Here is a 19,882-nt window from a genome sequence, read left to right on the forward strand (position 1 = left end):
TCCTGGCGATGGACTTTGGCACCGATAAGCGGTTCGAATTAGCGGACGGCGTCATTGTGATGATGACGGGCGGCACGGTTGCGCACTCATGGGTCAAGGGCAACATCTACGCCTGGCTGAGAGCTAAGCTGCGAGGCGGCAATTGCCGGCCGTTCGATTCGGACATGGCCGTGCGCATCAGCGAAACGGAAGTGCGATACCCAGACGTAAGCATCCAATGCGGTGGGCTGGACTATGACCGAATCCTCCATGATCAGGAGATCACCGATCCAGTCGCTGTCATCGAAGTGCTCTCGCCAAGCACTACGACACTGGATCAAGGTACGAAGCTTGCCGAGTACAAGCGGGTCGCCAGCATCCGTACTGTCGCATTCGTGGATCCGATCAATGAGATGTGCCGCACGGTTGAGCGGCTGGAGGATGGCTGGCTTGACCACATCTTCTCCGGGCAGCGCGGCATCGTCATTCCCGCACTGCAGTTAACGATCCCGAGTTCCGAAATCTTCGCGCGCGACTGATCCAGTTGGCGCGACGGCGCACACGCTGTAGCGCTACAGCCGATGCTCTTCCCGCCTCCCTCCTGCCCGCGCCTGATCGTCAAGATCGGCTCGGCGCTCCTCGTCGGCGAGGACGGGAGCGTGCGGCGGGCGTGGCTGGAGGGGATCGCCGCCGACATCGCCGACCGCGCCCGTGCGGGGCAGCAGGTCGCAATCGTCTCATCCGGCGCGATCGCGCTCGGCGCGCGCCGGCTCGGCCTGACAAAGGGCGGTCGCGCCAGCCTGGAGGATGCGCAGGCCGCTGCCGCGACCGGGCAGATCGCGCTGGCGCAGGTCTGGTCGGAGGTGCTCGCGGCGCAGGGGCTCACCGCCGCGCAGATGCTGGTGACGCTGGACGATCTCGAGGATCGCCGCCGCTACCTCAACGCCGCCGCCACGCTCGACCGGTTGCTGTCGCTCGGCGTCGTGCCGGTGATCAACGAGAATGACAGCGTCGCGACGGCGGAGATCCGCTTCGGTGACAACGACCGGCTGGCCGCGCGGGTCGCGCAGGTGGCGGGCGCGAGTGGCGTAATCCTTTTGTCCGATGTCGATGGATTGTACGACCGCAATCCCGCGCTGCCGGGCGCGGTTCACATCGCTCAGGTCAAGCGCGTCGACGCGGCGACGGTGGCGATGGCCGATGCGGGGTCGGGTTCCGGCATGGGCTCCGGCGGCATGACGTCGAAACTCGCCGCCGCCCGGATCGCGGCGGCGGCGGGCATCCCGCTCGCCATCGCGTCCGGGCGCGCCGATCACCCGCTGTCGGCCGCCGCGCGCCACACGCTGTTCGCCGCCGAACGTGCCGCGCCCGCGCGCAAGGCATGGCTCGCAGGTGGGCTGACTGCCAAAGGGTCGATCTCCGTCGATGCCGGTGCCGCGAAAGCGTTGAGAGCCGGCACCAGTCTGCTCGCGGCAGGTGCGACCACGGTGAAGGGCGGCTTCGCGCGCGGCGATCTGGTGACCATCGACGGACCCGACGGTCCCGTCGCGCGCGGCTTGTCGGAATATGACGCGGCCGACGCCCAGCGCCTGCTCGGCAAGCGATCCGAAGAGCACGCCGCGCTGTTGGGCTATGCGCCGCGATCGGCGCTCGTGCACCGCAATCACCTGGCGCTGCTGTGATCCTCGCGCTCACCGGCGCCACGGGCTTCGTCGGCGGCCATCTGCTCGAGCAGGCGCTGGCCGCCGGTCACGAGGTTCGCGCCCTGACGCGCCGCCCGCAGCCCGCACGCGCGGCCGTGACCTGGATCGCGGGCGATCTCGCCAGCAGTGGCCGGCTGGCACAAGGCGCGGACGCGCTGGTCCACGTCGCCGGCGTCGTCAACGCGCCCGACCGGGCCGGCTTCGCCGCCAGCAACATCGACGGCACGCGCAGGATGCTCGCAGCCGCCCGCGACGCCGGCGTGCCGCGCTTCGTCCACGTCTCCTCGCTCGCCGCGCGCGAGCCCGCGCTGTCCGCCTATGGCTGGTCGAAGGCGGAGGCCGAGAAGCGGGTCGAGGACTCCGACCTGAGCTGGACCATCGTCCGCCCGCCGGCCGTGTTCGGCCCCGGCGACCTCGAACTGCTGGACATGTTTCGCTTCGCCCGCCGCCATGTCGTGCCCCTGCCGCCGCGCGGTCGCCTGTCGGTGATCGCGGTCGAGGATCTCGCCGCCCTGTTGCTCGCGCTCGCCACGACGGCAGGTCCGCGCACGATCTACGAGGTCGACGACGGCACGCAGGGCTGGACCCATGACGGCTTCGCGCGCGCGATCGGCCGCGCGGTGGGAAAGCGCGTGCTCCCCCTGCCCCTGCCGGGCCTGCTGCTCTCCGCCGCCGCGGCCATCGACGCCGCGGTTCGCGGCGCGGGCGCGAAGCTCACTGCGGATCGCGTCGCATACTTCCGTCACCCGGACTGGACGATCGATCCCGCGCGCCGCCCGCCGCCGGCGCTTTGGCAGCCCACGCAGACCACGGACGCGGCGCTGAGGCGGACCGCCGCATGGTATCGCCAGCAGGGCTTGTTATAGCCGCGCCGCAACACCGCCGCATTCGCGCGTCAGGAACCGATCATGAGCGACCGCCAAGCCATCTTTGACACCGTCACCGCCCAGATCGAGCCGTTCAACAAGAAGGGCGTGGTGCTTGGCGAGACGACCAGCTTCCAGGGCGATCTGGAGTGGGACAGCCTGACCGTGATGGACTTCGTCGCCGCGATCGAGGACGAGTTCGACATCATCATCACCATGAACATGCAGGCGGAGATCGAGACGGTCGGCCAGTTGGTCGACGCGGTAGCGAAGTTGAAAGCATGACCGAGACCGGCTTCCAGCCCGAGACGCTCGACCTCGATCCGCCACCGGTCGCGCCCGAGCGCGACCTGATGAGCAAGTTCGACGCGCTGATCGGCGAACGCCAGCGCCTGCTCGACACCGGCGTCACCGACCCGTTCGCGATCGTCATGGACGAGGTGCGCTCGCCGACCCAGGCCGTGATCGCCGGGCGCGAGACGATCCTGCTCGGCACCTACAACTATATGGGCATGACGTTCGATCCGGACGTGATCCAGGCCGGCAAGGACGCGCTCGACCGCTTCGGCTCGGGCACCAACGGCAGCCGCATGCTCAACGGCACATTCCGCGATCACATGGAAGTCGAGCAGGCGCTGCGCGACTTCTATGGTGTCAGCGGTGCGATCGTCTTCTCGACCGGCTATATGGCCAATCTGGGGATGATTTCGACGCTCGCGGGCAAGGGTGAGTACGTCATCCTCGACGCCGACAGCCACGCCTCGATCTATGACGGTTGCGCGCAGGGCAATGCTGAGATCGTCCGTTTCCGCCACAATTCGGTAGAAGACCTCGACAAACGTCTGGGAAGACTGCCGAAAGAGCCGGGCAAGCTCGTTGTGCTGGAGGGCGTATACTCGATGCTGGGCGACGTCGCGCCGCTCAAGGAGATGGTCGCGGTCGCGAAGAAGCATGGCGCGATGGTACTGTCGGACGAGGCCCACTCGATGGGCTTCTACGGCCCCAACGGGCGTGGCGTATACGAGGAGCAAGGCTGCGACGTCGACTTCGTCATCGGCACCTTCTCGAAATCGGTCGGCACGGTGGGCGGCTTCTGCGTCTCCGATCACCCGAAGTTCGAGGCGATCCGGCTGGCCTGCCGCGCGTATATCTTCACCGCCTCGCTGCCGCCCAGCGTCGTCGCCACGGCCGCGACGTCGATCCGCAAGCTTCAGTTCGCGCACAACAAGCGCCGGCAACTATGGGATAATGCACGACATCTGCATGGCGGACTGACGCAGCTCGGCTTTCGGCTCGGCACCGCGACGCCGGACAGCGCGATCATCGCGATCATCCTCGACGATCAGGAACAAGCGGTCGCGATGTGGCAGGCCCTGCTCGATGCCGGACTGTACGTGAACATGGCCCGCCCGCCCGCGACGCCGGCGGGCACCTATCTGCTCCGTTGCTCGCTCTGCGCCGAGCACACTATCGAGCAGCTCGATCGCGTGCTGGTGATGTTCGCCAACGCGGGACGGACGGTGGGCGCGATCGGCTGAGCCGCGCTCTCGACCTATCGCCGGGTCCCCGACTGGGGTAGAAAGGCCGGATGACCGGGGACGAGGGTGATACCACTACCCTGATGGGCAGGATCAGCTGGCGAGGCGTCATGCTCGCGATCCTGGCGCTGTCGGGCGCGGCAGTCCTGTTCGCGCTTATCGTGACCTTGAGCGGTGCAAACCGCGAACGCGATCGCGCGCTGGCGCTGCAGGGCGACAGCTATGATCTGATGATCCTGGCCCGGACGCTGTCGGGCACCATCGCCCGGGCCGAAGCGTCGCTGGGTCGCTACGTGATCTCCGCCGACGAGCAGCTTGGCCAGCTATATGCCAGCGAATGGCAGGCGAGCGAGTCACAGCTCCAGCGACTGGCGCAGATTACCGGCGCGAACGAAGAACAACAACGTCGGATCAGTCGCTTGCGCACTGCTCATCGCACCCGCGGCGAGGAGCTGTCGGTGGTCGCACTGTCGACCCGCTACAAGAAGAACGCGCAGGCACTCGCCTTGTACCACCGCGCGCGCCAGGCACCCGCGCTGGCGGCCATCAATCGCGAACTCGACCTCATCACCGACTATGAGCGCCTGCTGCTGGAGGAGCGACAGGCCGCCGCGAGAGCGAGTGTAAGCGACGCCAGCAGGGTGGCTCGCGTGCTCGCCGCGTTCGGCATCCTGCTGGTGCTGGGCGCGGTATCGCTGGGCTGGATCATCGTCCGGACGATGGGCGAACGCGCGCAGGCGGAGGCGGAGGCGGAAGCCGCGTCGCGGCGCGCCGACGAGCTGGCGGCGGCGGTTGCGCAGGCGACGGGTGAACTGCGCGTGCAGGAGGCGCAGCTGCGCCAGGTGCAAAAAATGGAGGCGGTCGGCCAACTTACTGGTGGCATCGCACATGATTTCAACAACATGCTTGCGGTCGTTAGCGGCGGACTGGAACTCGCCGCAAGGACGCTCGCGCACGATCCGGCAGCCGCGCGCCGTCACATCGACAGCGCAAGCGAAGGTGCCGCCCGCGCCGCCGCGCTGACCCGACGCCTGCTCGCCTTCAGTCGCGAGGAGTCGCTCAAGCCCGAGCCGATCGACGTCGCGCAGCTGGTGGCCGGGATGCGCGACCTGCTCGATCGCACGCTGGGCGACGGCATCACCGTCCTCCACCGCGACGAAGGCCGCGGCTGGCGGGTGCGTGCGGATCGGGTCCAGCTGGAGAATGCGCTGCTCAACCTCGCCGTCAACGCGCGCGACGCCATGAACGGGCGCGGCGAGCTGACCGTGGTCATCGGCGCGGCCACGCTGGGCGCGGGCGAGGTCGGCGACTGCGCGTCGGGCGACTATGTCCGGATCGCCGTGTACGACACCGGCTGCGGCATGACCCCAGAGGTCGCGGAGCGGGTGTTCGAGCCGTTCTTCACGACCAAGGAGGTCGGCAAGGGCACCGGCCTCGGACTCAGCCAGATCTTCGGGCTGGTGCAGCAGCTGGGGGGCGAGATCGGCCTGGAAAGCGCGCCGGGCGAAGGGACCGTGGTGACGCTGCACCTGCCGCGCGAAGTGGGGGAGGCGCGCGACACGACCCGGCTCGAGCTGGCGGTCGTCGTTGCCGCGGCGCAACGGTCGCTGGATATCCTGGTGGTGGAGGACGATCCGCGCGTGCTCGCCGCGACGATGGGCGCGCTGAACGAACTCGGCCATCGGCCGCGCGCGTGCGGCGACCCGCTCGCCGCGCCCGCGCTGTTGCTGGCCGCCGGCGGTGTCGATCTGCTCGTGTCCGACGTGCTGATGCCGCGCCAGACGGGCCCTGAAATGGTAGCCGGGCTGCTCGAGCGCTGGCCCGACCTCGCGGTCCTGTTCGTCACCGGCTTTGCGGGCGAGGTCGGCTCCGACGAGTTGCACGGCCGCCCCGTGCTTCGCAAACCATTCACGCTGGCGGGTCTGGAAGACGGCATAGCCGAGGCAATGGCCGGACGCCGCGACACCCCGGAGCTGATCGCGGCGGAGTAGCCGGTCACGTCATGCCGAAGCGGTGCCTGGGAAAGCAGGTGACGCCCCCCACCGCGACCGCTAGAGCGCCCCCGTGCAATCCATCGACCGCTACATGGCCCGGCTGATCGCGTTGCCGCTGTTCTCGACGCTGATCATCGCCGCCATGCTGCTGATCCTCGACCGCATGCTGCGCCTGTTCGATTTCGTCGCGACGCAGGGTGGGCCGGTCAGCGTCGTGTGGCGGATGCTCGCCAACCTGCTGCCCGAATATCTGGGACTGGGCATCCCGATCGGGCTGATGCTGGGCATCCTGCTCGCGTTCCGCCGACTCGCCACGACATCGGAGCTGGACGTGCTGCGCGGCGTCGGCATGAGCTATGGCCGGCTGCTGCGCGTGCCGTTCATGTACGCGCTCGTGCTCGCCGCCGTGAACCTGGCGATCGTCGGCTATGTACAGCCCAAGGCGCGCTATTTCTACGAAGGGCTGCGCTTCGAGCTGCGCACCGGCGCGCTGGGCGCCTCGATAAAGGTCGGCGAATTCACGCATTTCGGCGACAAGATGACGCTGCGGATCGAGGAGAGCGAAGACAAGGGCCGCCGCCTGTCCGGCATCTTCGTCCATCAACAGATGAGCCCGACCAAATGGGTTTCCGTCACCGCGCAAAGCGGCGAGTTCCTCGCCACCGACGACCCCAACACGATCATCTTTCGCCTGGTGCGGGGCACGCTGGTGCACACCGACCCGAAATTCAGCGCCCCGCGCGTGCTCACCTTCACGTCGCACGACCTGCCGATTCCGCTACCGAGAACCGAGAGTTTCCGCGATCGCGGCGGGCGCAACGTTGAATGGACGCTGCCCGAGCTCGCCCGGCTGGGCAAGGACGGCGACACGCAGACGCTGCGCGACCAGAGCCGCGCGGAATTCCACTTCCGGCTGGTCGAGGTCGCGTCGATGTTCCTGTTGCCGTTCCTGGCGCTCGCGCTGGGCGTGCCGCCCAAGCGGAGCACGTCGGCGCTCGGCGTGTTCCTGTCGATCGTGCTCGTCGTCACCTATCACAAGGTCAACCAGTACGCGACGGACTTCGGCGAGCTCGGCCGCGTCGACCCGCTGATCGCGCTGTGGGTGCCGTTCGCGCTGTTCGCCGCACTGACCGGCTGGCTCTATTACCAGATCGCCTATGTTCCCGGCGGACAGCCGATCGGCGGGCTGGAACGCTTCTTCTCGCGCGCCGCGAAGCTCGTGACGGGTCGCTTCAAGCGGCGCCGTGAGGCAGTGGCGTGAGGAGCTTCTTCCCCTCGCGAACCGTGTCCTTCTACATGGCGCGACTGTTCCTGGTCCGCACCTTTGCGATCCTCGCCGGACTGGTGCTGGTGTTGCAGGCGCTCGACCTGCTGAGCGAATCCGGCAAGATCCTGGCCGTGCCGGGCAATGGCGATGGTCAGGTGTGGACCTATGTCTCGCTGCGCGCGCCGGAGATCGTCGCCCGCTTCCTGCCGTTTTCGGTGCTGCTCGGCACCATCCTGACGCTCATTCAGATGAACCAGAATTCCGAGGTGATCGCGCTGAAGTCGTCGGGCCTGTCCGCGCACCAGGTGCTGGCGCCGCTGCTGCTGGCCAGCCTCGGCGTCGCGGCGCTCTCCTTTGCCTTCAACGATCGCATCGTCGCCCGCGCCACCGCCACGCTCGATGGCTGGCAAAAGGCGGATTACGGACCGATGCCGCGCGATCGCGGCGACCGGGGCAACGTCTGGGTGCGCGCCGGCGACGACCTGATCGAGGTCGACTCGATCACCGGCAAGGGCGACGCGGCGCGGCTGCGCGGCGTCACCGTCTATGACCGTCGCGAAGGCGCGCTGATGGCCGTCATCGAGGCGCCGAACGGCCGCCGCGACGGGAACGGCTGGCGCGTCGGGCCCGCGACCCGCTTCGACGTCGCGACCGGCACGGTGAGCGCGCTGGGCGAGATCGTCGTCGCGCGCGGCGTGCGGCCCGATCAGTTCACGCTCGGCACGGTCAACGCGGAAGGGCTCAGCTTCGGCGCGCTGCGCTCCGCGATCGGCGACCTGCGCGACGCCGGCCGTCCGACCAAGGCGCTGGAAGGCGCGCTGTGGCACAAGCTGTCGGGTCCGCTGTCGTCGGTGCTGATGCCGCTGCTCGGCGCGGTCGCCGCGTTCGGGCTCGCGCGGTCGGGGCAGCTGTTCGTGCGCGCGGTGATCGGCATGGCGCTGGGCTTCGCGTATTTCGTCGCCGACAATTTCGCGCTCGCGATGGGCAATCTCGGTGCCTACCCGCCCTTCCTCGCGGCCTGGGCGCCGTTCCTGCTGTTCTTCCTCATCGGCGAGGCCGTGCTGATCCGGTCCGAGGAATAACTCCGGGCTTCCCGTGTCGCCTGTGGCGTCGCCTTGTCGCTCCCCTCGGTCATTCTGATGCGACGCATCGAGCAAGCAAAGCGCGCGGTCCTCGACCGGAAGCGGCCATTCCGCTTGCGCCCGGTAGTGGACGTTCAGGACGTTACCGTCGCCACTCGCGACTGGATTCTTGTTCAGCCAACCCTGACGGCTTGAAGGCGCTCGATTGAAGCGGCTCTGTCCTTAAATAGCCACTCCAGCGCGCGCTCACGATGTTCGAACATCTTTACCGTCGGCCCGCTTATCATGCGTCGCGCTTGCAAACGAGCGGCTGATTGGCCCGTTACGACAGCGCAGAGGCGCGCCCTCGGAACCCCGGCAACGTGCCGCTGAAACTGGGCAACAATCTCTTGTGACTGAATGGCGGAGCCGCTGATGTCCAGCAGAATCAAGTATCCGCCCGACCGACGCGCAGCACGCCTGATAACAGAGCTGACCTTGATCTCGTATTGCTCGAAGCCGGGCACGTCGAAGAACCCGGTCATCGCGGCCGATACGAGGTTTGCTGCAGGGTCCAGCGTGACAGTAAACATCGCCGCTTGTACTGCGGCACTGATTAGCAAATGGTTTTCCGTCCGTATGCATATGGCCATCGCGGCGGAGCAGAAGATGCGCGTCGGCTATCATTCGAACACGGTTACGATGATGGTCGTGTTATGAGTTATGATACACCGCAACCTGTCGGCTGTCCGGTGCGTATTGCCAGGTGAAACGTCGCTGACAGCTTCCGCTCACGGCTTTTTGCCCGCTGGAACGCCACCACGTCGCACCATTGCTCGCTGAAAACAGCCGGTCACGCGACCCGGCATCGACATAACAGGCGTGGCTCAGGCACCCGTCCTCGGCGCGAGAGCGTGCGCTATGCGCCCGCGCCCGGCGTGAGCAGGGCGATCGCGCCCATCGTCGCCGTCACGCTCCCGGTGACGACGATTATTTACCGCGCTCCCACATCTTTTCGCCGCCGACCCAGGTCTCCTGAACCTTGGTCGCGCGCAGCTCGCTCGGACTCGCCAGCAGCGGATCGCGATCGACGATGATGAAGTCCGCGCGTTGCCCGACTTGTAGATTGCCAAACTGTCGCTCGGCAAAGCCCGCATAGGCGGCACCGCCCGTCAGCGCCCACCATGCCTGTTCGCGGCTGACCCGCTCCTCGGGACGCCAGCCGCCGAACGGCTCTCCCGCCGCATCGGCGCGCGTGAACGCCGCCGCCCAGTTCGCCCACGGGTCGGGCCGCTCGACCGGAAAGTCGGTGCCGAACGCCAGCCTGCTGCCGTTCCTCAGCATCGACGCCCACGCATAGGCGCCGGTCAGCCGCGCCGACCCCAGCCGCGCCTCCGCCATCGTCCGGTCGCTGGTCTGGTGGATCGGCTGCATCGAGGCGATCGTGCCGTGCTTGCCGAAGCGCGGCAGATCGGCCGGATCGGCGATCTGCGCATGTTCGACGCGCCAGCGCCGATCGCCCTTGTAGGTCTCCGCCATCAGCTCGATCGCGTCGAGCACCTGCGCATCCGCGCGGTCGCCGATCGCATGCACCGCAACCTGCCAGCCATCCATCGCCGCGCGGCTCATCTTGTTCTGCAGCTGCGTGTCGGTCATGAACCCCGCGCCGACCTGACCGGCTGCGTCGGCATAGGGTGCCTTCAGCCACGCGCCGCGCGACCCGAGCGCACCGTCGGCGTACAGCTTGACGCCGACCATCCGCAGCCGATCCGCGTACAGCCAGGGCGTCGGCCCGGCCCCGCCGACCTGCAGCGCCGGCTCGACCCCGGCGGCATAGCTGATCACCCGCACGCGCAGCGCGCCGCGATCGCCCATGCGTCGATAGGTCAGCCAGTCGTCGACCGTCGTGCCCATGTCGGCGGCGGCGGTGATGCCGTCGGCGAGCAGCAGCTTCTGCGCCTGCAGGAACGCCGCGTCGCGTTCCTTGGGGAGCGGTTGCGGCACCGCCTTCGACACCAGCTGCTCGGCCGCGTCGACGAACACCCCCGATGGCAGGCCGCCGATCTTCTCGATCCGTCCACCCGGCGGCGACACGCTGCGCGCCGTGACGCCCGCCGCCCTCAAAGCTGCCGTGTTGCCCCAGCTGGCATGGCCGTCCGCGCGCGACAGCCAGACCGGGCGGTCGCTTACCGCCGCGTCCAGATCGGCGGCGGTCGGAAAGCGACCCAGCTGCCATTTCTCCTGATTCCACCCGCCGCCGATGATCCAGGTCCGCTCCGGGTTCGCGGCGGCATAGGCCCTGATCCTCGCCTGCGCGTCCGCCAGGCTGGTCGTGTCGGACAGGTCCAGCGCCAGCGCGCGGAACCCCAGGTCCAGCACATGCCCGTGCGCGTCGACAAAGCCCGGCAGCAGCACCCGCCCCTTCATGTCAGCGCGCCAGTCCACCCGCGCGGGCCGCTTGTCCTCGCGGCGCAGCAGGGCGGTCACCTTGCCGTCGGCCGACATCAGCAGCCCGGTGAAGCGGACGACCCTGCCGTCCTTGTCCATCGTCATGCCGTTGACGTTCTCGACCAAGGCGTCGGCCAAGGCGGCAGTGGGAATCAGGGTCATCGCCGCCGCGGAGAGGGCGGCGAGCCGACGCTTACGGCCGCTATGCTGAACTGGTTTCAGCATCCATGCGCAACCGCGGCCAGTGGTCCGGGCGGCAAGGCGCGCGCATGGACCCTGAAACAAGTTCAGGGTGACGAAGGTACGGATGCTCATACCCGTCGGGATAAGCCGTGTTTCCCCCCCGCGCCAGATGCGCTAGCCAGCGCGGATGGCCACCCTCGCCCGCACTGTCGATCCAGACGCGATGCCCGTCTCGATCGACGACATTCACGCCGCGCACGCGCGCATCGCCGACGCGATCGTCCGCACGCCGACGCTGATCAGCAGGACGCTCAGCGAGCTGACCGGCGCGACCGTCTATCTCAAGTTCGAGAACCTGCAGTTCACCGCAGCGTACAAGGAGCGCGGCGCACTCAACACGCTGCTGCTGATGTCGGACGAGGCCAAGGCCAAGGGCGTGATCGCCGCGTCGGCGGGCAATCACGCGCAGGGCCTCGCCTATCACGCGCAGCGGCTGGGCGTGCCCGCCACCATCGTCATGCCGATCAACACGCCGACGGTGAAGGTGACGCAGACGCAAGGCCACGGTGCCACCGTGATCATGGAAGGCGACACGTTCGATGCCGCCTATGCGCATGCGCGCGTGCTGGAGGGGCAGCGCGGTTTCACCTTCGTCCACCCGTTCGACGACCCGCGCATCATCGCCGGCGCCGGGACGGTGGCGGTGGAGATGCTCGCCGACGTGCCCGCGATCGACACGATCGTGACGCCGATCGGTGGCGGTGGCCTGATCTCCGGCATGGCGACGGTCGCTCGTGCGCGGGAAGCGGCGGATGGCCGCCCGATCCAGGTCATCGGCGTCGAGGCGCGGCTGTTCCCGTCGATGTACAACCGGCTGCGCGGCACCGCCCTGCCCTGCGCCGGCGACACGCTGGCGGAGGGGATCGCGGTCAAGGAGCCCGGCGGCATCACCGCGCGGATGGTGCGCGCGCTCGTCGACGACATCGTACTGGTGTCCGAACGGCGGCTGGAGGAGGCGGTCAGCCTGCTCCTCCAGATCGAGAAGACGGTGGTCGAGGGCGCGGGCGCGGCCGGACTGGCGGCGTTGCTCGCCTATCCCGAACGCTTCCAGGGCCGCACTGTCGGCGTGGTGCTGTGCGGCGGCAACATCGACACGCGCCTCCTCGCCAACGTCCTGCTGCGCGATCTGGCCCGGTCCGGTCGGCTCGCGCGGCTGCGCATCCGGTTGCAGGATCAGCCCGGCGCGCTGTTCAACGTCGCGCGCATCTTCGACCAGGAGCGCATCAATATCATCGAGGTCTACCACCAGCGCGTCTTCACCTCGCTGCCGGCCAAGGGCCTGATCACCGACATCGAATGCGAGGCGCGCGACCGCAAGCACCTCGACCGCCTGATCGCCGCGCTCGGCGAAGCAGGGTACGAGGTCAGCCCGGTGGAACTTGCCTGAGGCCGTTAACCGTCAATCGTGGTAAAGCCGCTTTTCAGCAGCCTCGCAAAGACTCATAAGGCCTGACGCCACAGGAGTTCGCGAGTGTCCGCGCCGTTTCGCTTTCCGCGCTTCTTCGTCACCAGCCCCAGCCCTTGCCCGTATCTGCCGGGCAAGCAGGAGCGCAAGGTGTTCACCGAGCTGAACGGCGTGCACGCGACCGAGCTCAACGACGCGCTCGGCCGGATCGGCTTCCGGCGCTCGCAGGGTGTCGCCTATCGCCCCAGCTGTGCAGGCTGCGTCGCCTGCGTGTCGGTTCGCGTCGTCGCGCCGGATTTCCAGCCCAACGCCACGCAACGCAAGCTGCTCAGGCGCCATGCGGATATCGAGGTCACGCCCTGCCGCCCCTGGGCGACCGACGAGCAGTACCAGCTGCTGCGCCGCTATCTCGCCGCCCGTCATCCCGGCGGTGGCATGGTCGGCATGGACGAGGAGGACTTTGCCGACATGGTCGAGCGATCCCCGGTCAATTCGACGCTGTTCGAATATCGCGAGCCGGCTGCGCACGGACGTCGCGGCAAGCTGATCGGCGCCTGCCTGACAGATCGGCAAGCCGATGGCCTGTCGATGATCTACAGCTTCTTCGACGCCGAAGCGGCGGACCGGCCCGGGCTCGGCAACTTCATCATCATGGACCACATCGCCCACGCCCGCGAGGCGGGGCTGCCCTATGTCTATCTCGGCTATTGGATCAGAGGGTCGAGCCGGATGGCCTACAAGGTCCGGTATCGCCCGATCGAGGTGCTGGGCCCCGCCGGCTGGCGGCTGATGACCGACCGCGAGCTTGAGCCGGTGGAGGAGAAGGTGCCGGCGCTGGCGTAACGCAGCAGGACGTAGAGCCCTCCCTCTGCTCCTACTCCTCCCTCGATACCGTCACATCCACCTCGAGCTCCTCCGCCCCCCGCCCCAGGCGCGACCCCGCCACCGGTGCGGCCCCGGCTGCGTCAAGGGCCACCGCGACCCGCACATACTCCTCCTCCGGTGAGCGTCCGGTGGTGGGATCGAAGCCGATCCACCCCAGCCCCGCGACGTGCGCCTCCGCCCATCCATGGGGGGCGGGATGGTGCTCTCCATCGACCTCCCACAGGTGATAGCCCGACACGAACCGCGCCGGCGTTCCCAGCGATCGTGCGGCGACGCAGAAAATCTGCGCCAGGGCGCGCGGCGTGACGCTGTCACGCGTCCAGGCCACCGACGCGGTCGTGCCGGAATCGCCGCGCCCCCGGTCGATCGCGAAGCGCGCATGCAGCGCCTGGTTGAGCGCGTGCAGCCGTGCGACCGGGTCATGCTCCGCCGCCGCCTCCTGCGCCCAGGCCGCAACGTCGCGGTCATACGCGGTCAACGGCGTCTCGCGCAGGAACAGCGCCGGCGGCAGCGGCTCCGCCACGCCCAGCACGCACCCCGCCGAATGGCTGGTCAGCACCTCGCCATGCACCGCGATCTCGACGGTGGTCAGCGGTCCTTCGGCATAGAGCATCGTCACCTGGTTGCCGAAACCGTCGCGGCCTTCGCGCATGCGGGCGTCGCAATCGACATGCACCTGCCAGGACGCGACCGTCTGGTCGTGGCTGTTGCCCGGCGTCAGCCGCAACAGCTGCACCACGCGCGCCTGCGGCAACGCGAACCGATAGGTCGTGCGGTGGTCGACGGAGAGGCGCACCGTCAATCCTCCCCGTTTTTGGGGAGGTGGCGCGCGCGAAGCGCGTGACGGAGGAGGAGGCTATCCACACGCGGCCTTCCACGAGGCCTGCCCCCTCCCGCGTCGGCTGCGCCGGCGGTCCCCCTCTCCGTGCCGGGGAGGATTGAAGCGATATGTCCCATCATGAAAACGTGAACTGCCGGCCGATCGCGCCGTGCAGCTGCGCGTTTTCGTCGATGAACGCCTGTAGATACTGGTGCAGCCCGGCCGCGATCACCTCGCGCGACCGCGTCCGCGCTAGCCGGCTCGCGCGCAGCCGCGCCATCCGGTCGGCTTCGCCGTGCCGGCCGGTGTGCTTGGCAAGCTGACCCAGCACCTCCACCACCTCATCGGCCGACGCCGCCAGGCTGCGCGGCATTTCCGTGCGCGCGAGCAGCAGCTCGACCACGTTGGCGATCGTCAGTCCGTCGGAATACAGCCAGCGATAGGCGGTTACCGCCGACACGGTCTGCAGGATCGTGGTCCACTGATCGCGATCCAGCGACCCGCCGACCTTCTCTCCTTCGGGCAGCAGCAGGTGATATTTGACGTCGACGAGCCGCGCCGTGTTGTCCGCGCGCTCGACCGCCGAACCCAGCCGAATGAACCAGGTCGCCTGGTTGCGCAGCATGCGATGCACCGCGCCTTCGAATCCGCGACACTCGTTCTGCACCGCCTCCACCAGCTGCAGCGTATCGGCCAGCTCGTCCGAGTCGGGTCGCTTGGCGAACGCCAGCCACGCGCGGTTGATCGCGGTCCATGCCTCGCGCGTCAGCGCGGTGCGGACCGCCTTTGCATTCTGTCGCGCCTTCTCCAGGCAGGCGACGACGGATCCTGGATTGGCGGCGTCGACGGTGAGGAAGCTCGCCACCTCCATCTGCCCCGCCGACGCGCCGGTGCCGGCGAACGTCGCCTCCTGATCGGTCACCGCCAGCGCCGACAGCCACGCCGCCTCGCCCGCGGGCCGCGACGACAGCGTATCGAGCCGCGCCGTCGCCTCCACCAGCCGCGCGACGAAGTCCGCCCGCTCGAAGTAGCGGCCGAGCCAGTACAGCGCGGATGCGGTGCGGCTCAGCACAGGATTGCCGCCGCTCCCTGAAGCCGCTCCCCGGCTAGAGCCGGGGCCCAGCTGAAGCAAAAAGCGACGCCGCAGCGTCGATCGGCGCGGTGCGCCGATACGGGGCTTCGGCTTCCGCCGGGGACGAGCAAGGGGTGCCGGCCACTTTGCCCCCTCAAGACCCGATCCCCTGGCTCTGCGTCATCCCGCCCATGCTCTGCGACTGTCGCATGCGCGGTTCGTTCATCAGCACGAAACTGTCCTTGGTCCCGCCACCCTGGCTGGAGTTCACGACCAGCGAGCCCTCGCGCAGCGCCACCCGCGTCAGCCCGCCCGGCACCACCTGCACCCCCTTCGCGCCACTCAACACGAAGGGGCGGAAATCGACATGGCGCGGTGCCAACCCCGCGTCCGCCATGGTCGGCACGGTGGACAGCGCCAGCGTCGGCTGCGCGATATAGCGGTGCGGCTCCGCCACCAGCGCAAGTCGGAACTCCTCGATCTCCGCTTTGCTGGCGGTCGGCCCGACCAGCATGCCGTACCCGCCCGATCCGTCGACCAGCTTGACCACCACTTCGTCCAGATGCTCGAGCACATAGCGCAGCGATTCCGGCTCTCGGCACCGCCACGTCTCGACATTCGGCAACCGCGCCTCGCCGCCCGAATAATAGCGCACGATTTCCGGCATGTAGCTATAGATCGCCTTGTCGTCGGCGATGCCATTGCCGGGCGCATTGATGATCGCGACGTTGCCCGCCGCATAGGCCGCGATCAGCCCCGGCACCCCCAGCGCGCTGTCGGGCCTGAAGACCAGCGGATCAAGGAAGTCGTCGTCGATGCGGCGATAGATCACGTCGACGCGCACGCGCCCCTGCACGGTGCGCATCCACACCACGTCGTCGTCGACCAGCAGGTCCGCGCCCTCGACCAGCTCGATCCCCATCGAATCGGCGAGGAAGCTGTGCTCGTAATAGGCCGAGTTGAAGTGCCCCGGCGTCAGCACGACGCACACCGGTTTGGAACTGCCGCCTTTCGGTGCGACCGACTGCATCGTCTGCAACAGCGCGTCGGGATAGCTGTCCACCGCCGCGACGCGCAGCTGGCGGAACAGCTCGGGGCACAGCCGCAGCATCGCCTCGCGGTTCTCGAGCATGTAGCTGACACCCGACGGGGTGCGCGCATTGTCCTCCAGGACCCAGAAATCGTCGGGTCCGGTCCGCACCAGGTCGATCCCGCAGATGTGCGCGCGCACCCCGTGGGGGCTGCGCATGCCATGCACCTCGGGCCGGAACTGCGCATTGCCGAGCACCAGGTCGGTCGGCAGCACGCCGTCGGCGAGGATCTTCTGCGCGCCATAGATGTCGTCGAGAAACGCGTTGATCGCCTCCACCCGCTGCACCAGCCCCTCCGACAGCCGCGACCATTCGTCGGGCAGGAAGACGCGGGGGACGATGTCGAACGGAATGATGCGTTCGGCCGCGTCGCTGTCGCCATAGACCGCGAAGGTGATGCCCAGCTGCCGGAACGTCGCTTCCGCCGATGCCTGTCGCCGCCGCAGCTCCTCGCCCGGCGTCGCCTCCAGCCACTGCGCGACCGCGTCGAAGCCGCCGCCGGTACGGTCACGAATTTCGTCAAACGCCGGCGCTTTACTCACCCAGCTTATACCCTCGTTTCCCACCTAGGTTCCATGCTGCGGCGCGGCGAGAGCGGATGCAAGCCCTACTAACCCTCTCCCGCGAGCGGGAGAGGGACAGCTCGCGAAGCGAGCAGGCTGAGGGCACGCGCCTGAGCAGCCTGCTCATCGTTACCCGCCGCCATCTTCGTCATCCCCGCGAACGCGGGAACCCATCGCCTCACCCTTGTCGCTGGTCCGCACGCGGGCGGGATGGGGCCCCTCCCTTGCGCGGGGTGACGAGTTGAGCGGAAGGCGGACCGAGCTACAAAGCGTACTTCACCGAACACCCATACGGCCGCGTCTCCGCCACCGACACGGCCTTGCCCGCCTTCAGCTCGCCCAGCGCCGCGAGCACATGATTGCGCGCGCCGGCGATGTCGGCGACGTCGGCGGTCGGCTTGTCGTCGATCCCGCCCTGATAGCGCAGGGTGCCCTTGCCATCGATCACGTACAGATGCGGCGTGGTCTTCGCCGCATAGCCCTTGCCGACGCGGCCTTCGGGATCGAGCAGGTACGCGGTCGGCTGCGCCTTCGCGCCGGCGACATAGGCCCGCGCCTGTGCGCCCGTCACATGCCCCTGCTTGCCCGGCCCGCTCGAGTTGATCGTCAGCCAGGTGACGCCGTCCTTGCGCGCGGCGGCCTGCGTCCGCTGCATGTTGCCGGCATAGTGCTTCTTCACGAAGGGGCAGTCGGGGTTGTTCCACTCGAGAACGACCGTCTTGCCCTTGTAGTCCGCCAGCTGCACCGCCTTGCCGGTGGCGTCGGTCAGGCGGAAATTGCCGGCGGCGGCGTTGGTCGCCTGCTGGCCGACAGCGGGGCCGGCGAACAGTGCGGCGGCGGCAGCGAGAACGATCGGGGGACGCATGATCTCCAGCTCCCCTTCAGCGCCGCCATTCCGCGGCAAGGGCGGTCAACATACCTGGCGTCAATACCTGCGGTAACACCTGCGGTGCCGACGCACCCGGTGCATACCATAAATACAGGGGCACGCCCGCACGATTGTGACGCTCGATAAACCGGCCCAGATCGGCGTCACCATCGGTCCAGTCGCCGACCAGCACCGCCACCTTGCCGGTGTCGAACGCCGCGCGCACCGCCGCTCGATCGATCGCGCCCGCCTCGTTGACCTTGCAGGTGAGGCACCAGTCCGCCGTGAAATAGGCGAACACCGGCCGGTTCTCGGCGCGCAGGGCTGCAAGGCGCGTCTCGGAGAACGCCTCGTCGCCCTTCGCTGGAGCGCCCGCTACCGCCTGTGCCTCGCGCGGCACCCCCGCCGCCGCGCCGATCGCCAGCACCAGCGCCGCCGTCATCGCCATGCCCGCGCCCAGTCCGCGCGCCTGTCGCCGACCGGCCAGCCACAGCGCGAAGCCGACCAGCAACGCCGCGCCCAGGCCCCAGGTCATCGCGTCGACCCCCGCCTGCCGTCCCAGCACCCAGGCGAGCGCCAGCGCGGTCAGCCACATCGGGACCGACATGGCGCGCTTGAACCGCTCCATCCACGCACCCGGCTTGGGCAGCCGCCGCCGCAGGGCCGGCACGAAACCGACAGCCAAGAACGGTAGCGCCAGCCCCAGCCCCAGCCCCGCGAACACCGCCAGCGCGGCGACGGTCGGCAGCACCAGCGCCGCGCCCAGGGCCGCGCCCATGAACGGGCCGGTGCACGGCGTCGCCACGAACGCCGCCAGCGCGCCGGTCGCGAACGCCCCGCCCGCGCCGTTCTCGCTGGCGAAGCGCGGCGTCGGCACCTCGAACAGCCCCGACAGGTTCAGCGCGATGCCGACCGTCAGCGCCAGCAGCACGACGATGACGCGCGGGTCCTGCAGCTGGAACGCCCAGCCGACCGCGTTGCCGCCCGCGCGCAGGGCCAGGATGGCGACGCCCAGCCCCAGACACGCCAGCACCGCGCCACCGGTATAAGCCAACGCCTCGCTCCGCGCCGCCTTGGCGTCAGCGCCCGATCGCGCGAGGCTCAGCGCCTTGAGGCTCAGGATCGGGAACACGCACGGCATGATGTTGAGCAGCAACCCACCCAGCACCGCGCCCGCAAACGCGATCAGCGCCGCGCGCCAGCTTAGATCGCCACCCCCCGTCGGTGGCGCAATCGAGCCCGGCACGGCGCGCAGCGCGAAACCCTGCCCCTCCCCCGTCGACAGCACGCCGTCCAGCGTCGCGGGCGGCGTGCCGATCGTCGCCGCCTTGGTTTCCACGATCAGCCGGTCACCGTCGCGAGTCACCACCTGCGGCGCCGCGTAATCGATCGCACCACCCACCAGCGGGAAGAAATATGCTTCGCCCAGCGTGGCGTCGGCCGGGAACGGCACCGCCAACCGGAACCGCCCGTCCGCCGCCGCGAAGCTCGCGCGCGACCCGAGCGGCTTGGGCATCGCGCGGCGCCACCCGTCGAACCGGACCCGCGTCGCGGGTTCGATCGCGCCGTCCCCCACCGTCAGTTCGGCCGTAAGCGTCTGCTTCTCGGGCACGCAGATCTCGACCGTGCACACCAGATAGTCGAGAGCCACCCGCACCGGCAGCCGCGTCCCTGCCGCCAGCCCCGCCGGCACGCGCAGCTCGACCAGATGCGCATAGGGCCGCTCGTAGACATAGTTCATCAGCCCGGAGACGAGCAGCCGCCCCGGCACCGGATACTGTAGCGGCCCCGCCGTGACCCCCGCCGGCAGCGTCCACGTCGCCACCGTCGGCACACCCGCATCGCCGCCGTTGATCCAATAGCCATGCCACTCGCGCTCGGGGGTCGACGCGAAGGCGAGCGTCACGCTCGATCCCGCCGCCGGCCGTACCGTCTCGGCCACCAGCTCGATCGCGACATGCCGCGTCTGCGCCACCGCCGCGCCCGCCAATAACCACGTCATCAGCATGCTAAGCAGCGCACGCATCATTGCTCAAACCCCATCGCCCGCTCATAGCGTGGGCGACGCCCGACCCCAAG

The 19,882-nt window shown here is 68.7% G+C and carries 17 protein-coding genes; 11 read left to right on the top strand and 6 right to left on the bottom strand.

Translation table 11 applies throughout. The annotated features are described in order from the left end of the window. The 9 genes from JWN21_RS12570 to JWN21_RS12610 form a co-directional block, all read left to right on the top strand. Nucleotides 1-518: Uma2 family endonuclease (locus JWN21_RS12570; protein ID WP_367182944.1), on the top strand; the 518-nt coding region annotated here is incomplete at its 5' end. 42 nt (nucleotides 519-560) lie between these two features. Further along, complete coding sequence (proB, locus tag JWN21_RS12575) at nucleotides 561-1,661, top strand: glutamate 5-kinase (protein ID WP_299650649.1); 1,101 nt, start codon at nucleotides 561-563, stop codon at nucleotides 1,659-1,661. Further along, entirely contained in the window at nucleotides 1,658-2,548 is an 891-nt protein-coding gene (locus JWN21_RS12580) for an SDR family oxidoreductase (RefSeq protein ID WP_299650652.1), read from the top strand. The genes proB and JWN21_RS12580 overlap by 4 nt, the downstream gene beginning before the upstream one ends. A gap of 42 nt (nucleotides 2,549-2,590) precedes the next feature. Beyond that, on the top strand, nucleotides 2,591-2,833 hold the full coding sequence (locus JWN21_RS12585) for an acyl carrier protein (protein WP_299650655.1): 243 nt from the start codon (nucleotides 2,591-2,593) through the stop codon (nucleotides 2,831-2,833). Beyond that, nucleotides 2,830-4,086, top strand: coding sequence for an aminotransferase class I/II-fold pyridoxal phosphate-dependent enzyme (locus tag JWN21_RS12590; RefSeq protein ID WP_299650657.1), 1,257 nt, complete (start codon nucleotides 2,830-2,832; stop codon nucleotides 4,084-4,086). The genes JWN21_RS12585 and JWN21_RS12590 overlap by 4 nt, the downstream gene beginning before the upstream one ends. A 50-nt stretch (nucleotides 4,087-4,136) precedes the next feature. Beyond that, a complete protein-coding gene (locus JWN21_RS12595) occupies nucleotides 4,137-6,077 on the top strand; it encodes an ATP-binding protein (protein ID WP_299650660.1) in 1,941 nt (646 codons plus the stop codon). A 94-nt stretch (nucleotides 6,078-6,171) separates the two neighbouring features. After that, nucleotides 6,172-7,341: an LPS export ABC transporter permease LptF gene (lptF, locus tag JWN21_RS12600; protein WP_299650840.1), complete on the top strand. Its 1,170-nt coding sequence runs from the start codon at nucleotides 6,172-6,174 to the stop codon at nucleotides 7,339-7,341. Next, the gene (gene lptG / locus JWN21_RS12605) at nucleotides 7,338-8,429 is read left to right on the top strand and encodes an LPS export ABC transporter permease LptG (RefSeq protein ID WP_299650663.1); all 1,092 of its coding nucleotides are present in this window, start codon (nucleotides 7,338-7,340) and stop codon (nucleotides 8,427-8,429) included. The genes lptF and lptG overlap by 4 nt, the downstream gene beginning before the upstream one ends. Nucleotides 8,430-8,828: 399 nt before the next feature. Continuing rightward, nucleotides 8,829-9,128: a hypothetical protein gene (locus tag JWN21_RS12610; protein WP_299650666.1), complete on the top strand. Its 300-nt coding sequence runs from the start codon at nucleotides 8,829-8,831 to the stop codon at nucleotides 9,126-9,128. Nucleotides 9,129-9,398: 270 nt separating this feature from the next. On the opposite strand, the gene JWN21_RS12615 is transcribed toward JWN21_RS12610, so the two are convergent. After that, nucleotides 9,399-11,018 carry an amidohydrolase family protein gene (locus JWN21_RS12615; protein WP_299650843.1) on the bottom strand — a complete coding sequence of 540 codons (1,620 nt, stop codon included), beginning with the start codon at nucleotides 11,016-11,018 and terminating at the stop codon, nucleotides 9,399-9,401. Between the two features lie 208 nt (nucleotides 11,019-11,226). On the opposite strand from JWN21_RS12615, the gene JWN21_RS12620 reads away from it, so the two are divergent. Next, entirely contained in the window at nucleotides 11,227-12,486 is a 1,260-nt protein-coding gene (locus JWN21_RS12620) for a threonine ammonia-lyase (RefSeq protein ID WP_299650669.1), read from the top strand. An 84-nt stretch (nucleotides 12,487-12,570) separates the two neighbouring features. Next, entirely contained in the window at nucleotides 12,571-13,347 is a 777-nt protein-coding gene (locus tag JWN21_RS12625; protein WP_299650671.1) for an arginyltransferase, read from the top strand. Between the two features lie 31 nt (nucleotides 13,348-13,378). On the opposite strand, the gene JWN21_RS12630 is transcribed toward JWN21_RS12625, so the two are convergent. The 5 genes from JWN21_RS12630 to JWN21_RS12650 all read right to left on the bottom strand — a co-directional run bounded on the left by JWN21_RS12630 (nucleotide 13,379) and on the right by JWN21_RS12650 (nucleotide 19,805). Next, complete coding sequence (locus tag JWN21_RS12630) at nucleotides 13,379-14,185, bottom strand: transglutaminase family protein (RefSeq protein ID WP_299650674.1); 807 nt, start codon at nucleotides 14,183-14,185, stop codon at nucleotides 13,379-13,381. A gap of 160 nt (nucleotides 14,186-14,345) precedes the next feature. Then, nucleotides 14,346-15,281 (bottom strand): alpha-E domain-containing protein, encoded by a 936-nt coding sequence (locus JWN21_RS12635; RefSeq protein ID WP_299650677.1) that lies wholly within the window; start codon nucleotides 15,279-15,281, stop codon nucleotides 14,346-14,348. A 154-nt stretch (nucleotides 15,282-15,435) separates the two neighbouring features. Then, nucleotides 15,436-16,914, bottom strand: a complete 1,479-nt coding sequence (locus JWN21_RS12640) for a circularly permuted type 2 ATP-grasp protein (protein WP_299650680.1) — start codon at nucleotides 16,912-16,914, stop codon at nucleotides 15,436-15,438. A gap of 283 nt (nucleotides 16,915-17,197) precedes the next feature. Next, a complete protein-coding gene (locus JWN21_RS12645) occupies nucleotides 17,198-17,800 on the bottom strand; it encodes a redoxin domain-containing protein (RefSeq protein WP_299650683.1) in 603 nt (200 codons plus the stop codon). A 16-nt stretch (nucleotides 17,801-17,816) separates the two neighbouring features. After that, on the bottom strand, nucleotides 17,817-19,805 hold the full coding sequence (locus tag JWN21_RS12650) for a thioredoxin family protein (RefSeq protein ID WP_299650686.1): 1,989 nt from the start codon (nucleotides 19,803-19,805) through the stop codon (nucleotides 17,817-17,819). Between the last annotated feature and the right edge of the window lie 77 nt (nucleotides 19,806-19,882).

It is taken from the genome of Sphingomonas bacterium, assembly GCF_028292945.1.
GTDB lineage: Bacteria > Pseudomonadota > Alphaproteobacteria > Sphingomonadales > Sphingomonadaceae > Sphingomonas.

Excerpts from the sequence above, each read along its gene's own strand:
- JWN21_RS12595 (WP_299650660.1), top strand. The coding sequence starts at position 4,137 with ATGACCGGGGACGAGGGTGATACCACTACCCTGATGGGCAGGATCAGC.
- JWN21_RS12620 (WP_299650669.1), top strand. The coding sequence starts at position 11,227 with ATGGCCACCCTCGCCCGCACTGTCGATCCAGACGCGATGCCCGTCTCG.
- proB (WP_299650649.1), top strand. The coding sequence starts at position 561 with ATGCTCTTCCCGCCTCCCTCCTGCCCGCGCCTGATCGTCAAGATCGGC.
- lptF (WP_299650840.1), top strand. The coding sequence starts at position 6,172 with ATGGCCCGGCTGATCGCGTTGCCGCTGTTCTCGACGCTGATCATCGCC.
- JWN21_RS12610 (WP_299650666.1), top strand. The coding sequence starts at position 8,829 with ATGGCGGAGCCGCTGATGTCCAGCAGAATCAAGTATCCGCCCGACCGA.
- JWN21_RS12590 (WP_299650657.1), top strand. The coding sequence starts at position 2,830 with ATGACCGAGACCGGCTTCCAGCCCGAGACGCTCGACCTCGATCCGCCA.
- JWN21_RS12615 (WP_299650843.1), bottom strand. The coding sequence starts at position 11,018 with ATGACCCTGATTCCCACTGCCGCCTTGGCCGACGCCTTGGTCGAGAAC.
- JWN21_RS12645 (WP_299650683.1), bottom strand. The coding sequence starts at position 17,800 with ATGCGTCCCCCGATCGTTCTCGCTGCCGCCGCCGCACTGTTCGCCGGC.
- JWN21_RS12650 (WP_299650686.1), bottom strand. The coding sequence starts at position 19,805 with ATGACGTGGTTATTGGCGGGCGCGGCGGTGGCGCAGACGCGGCATGTC.
- JWN21_RS12585 (WP_299650655.1), top strand. The coding sequence starts at position 2,591 with ATGAGCGACCGCCAAGCCATCTTTGACACCGTCACCGCCCAGATCGAG.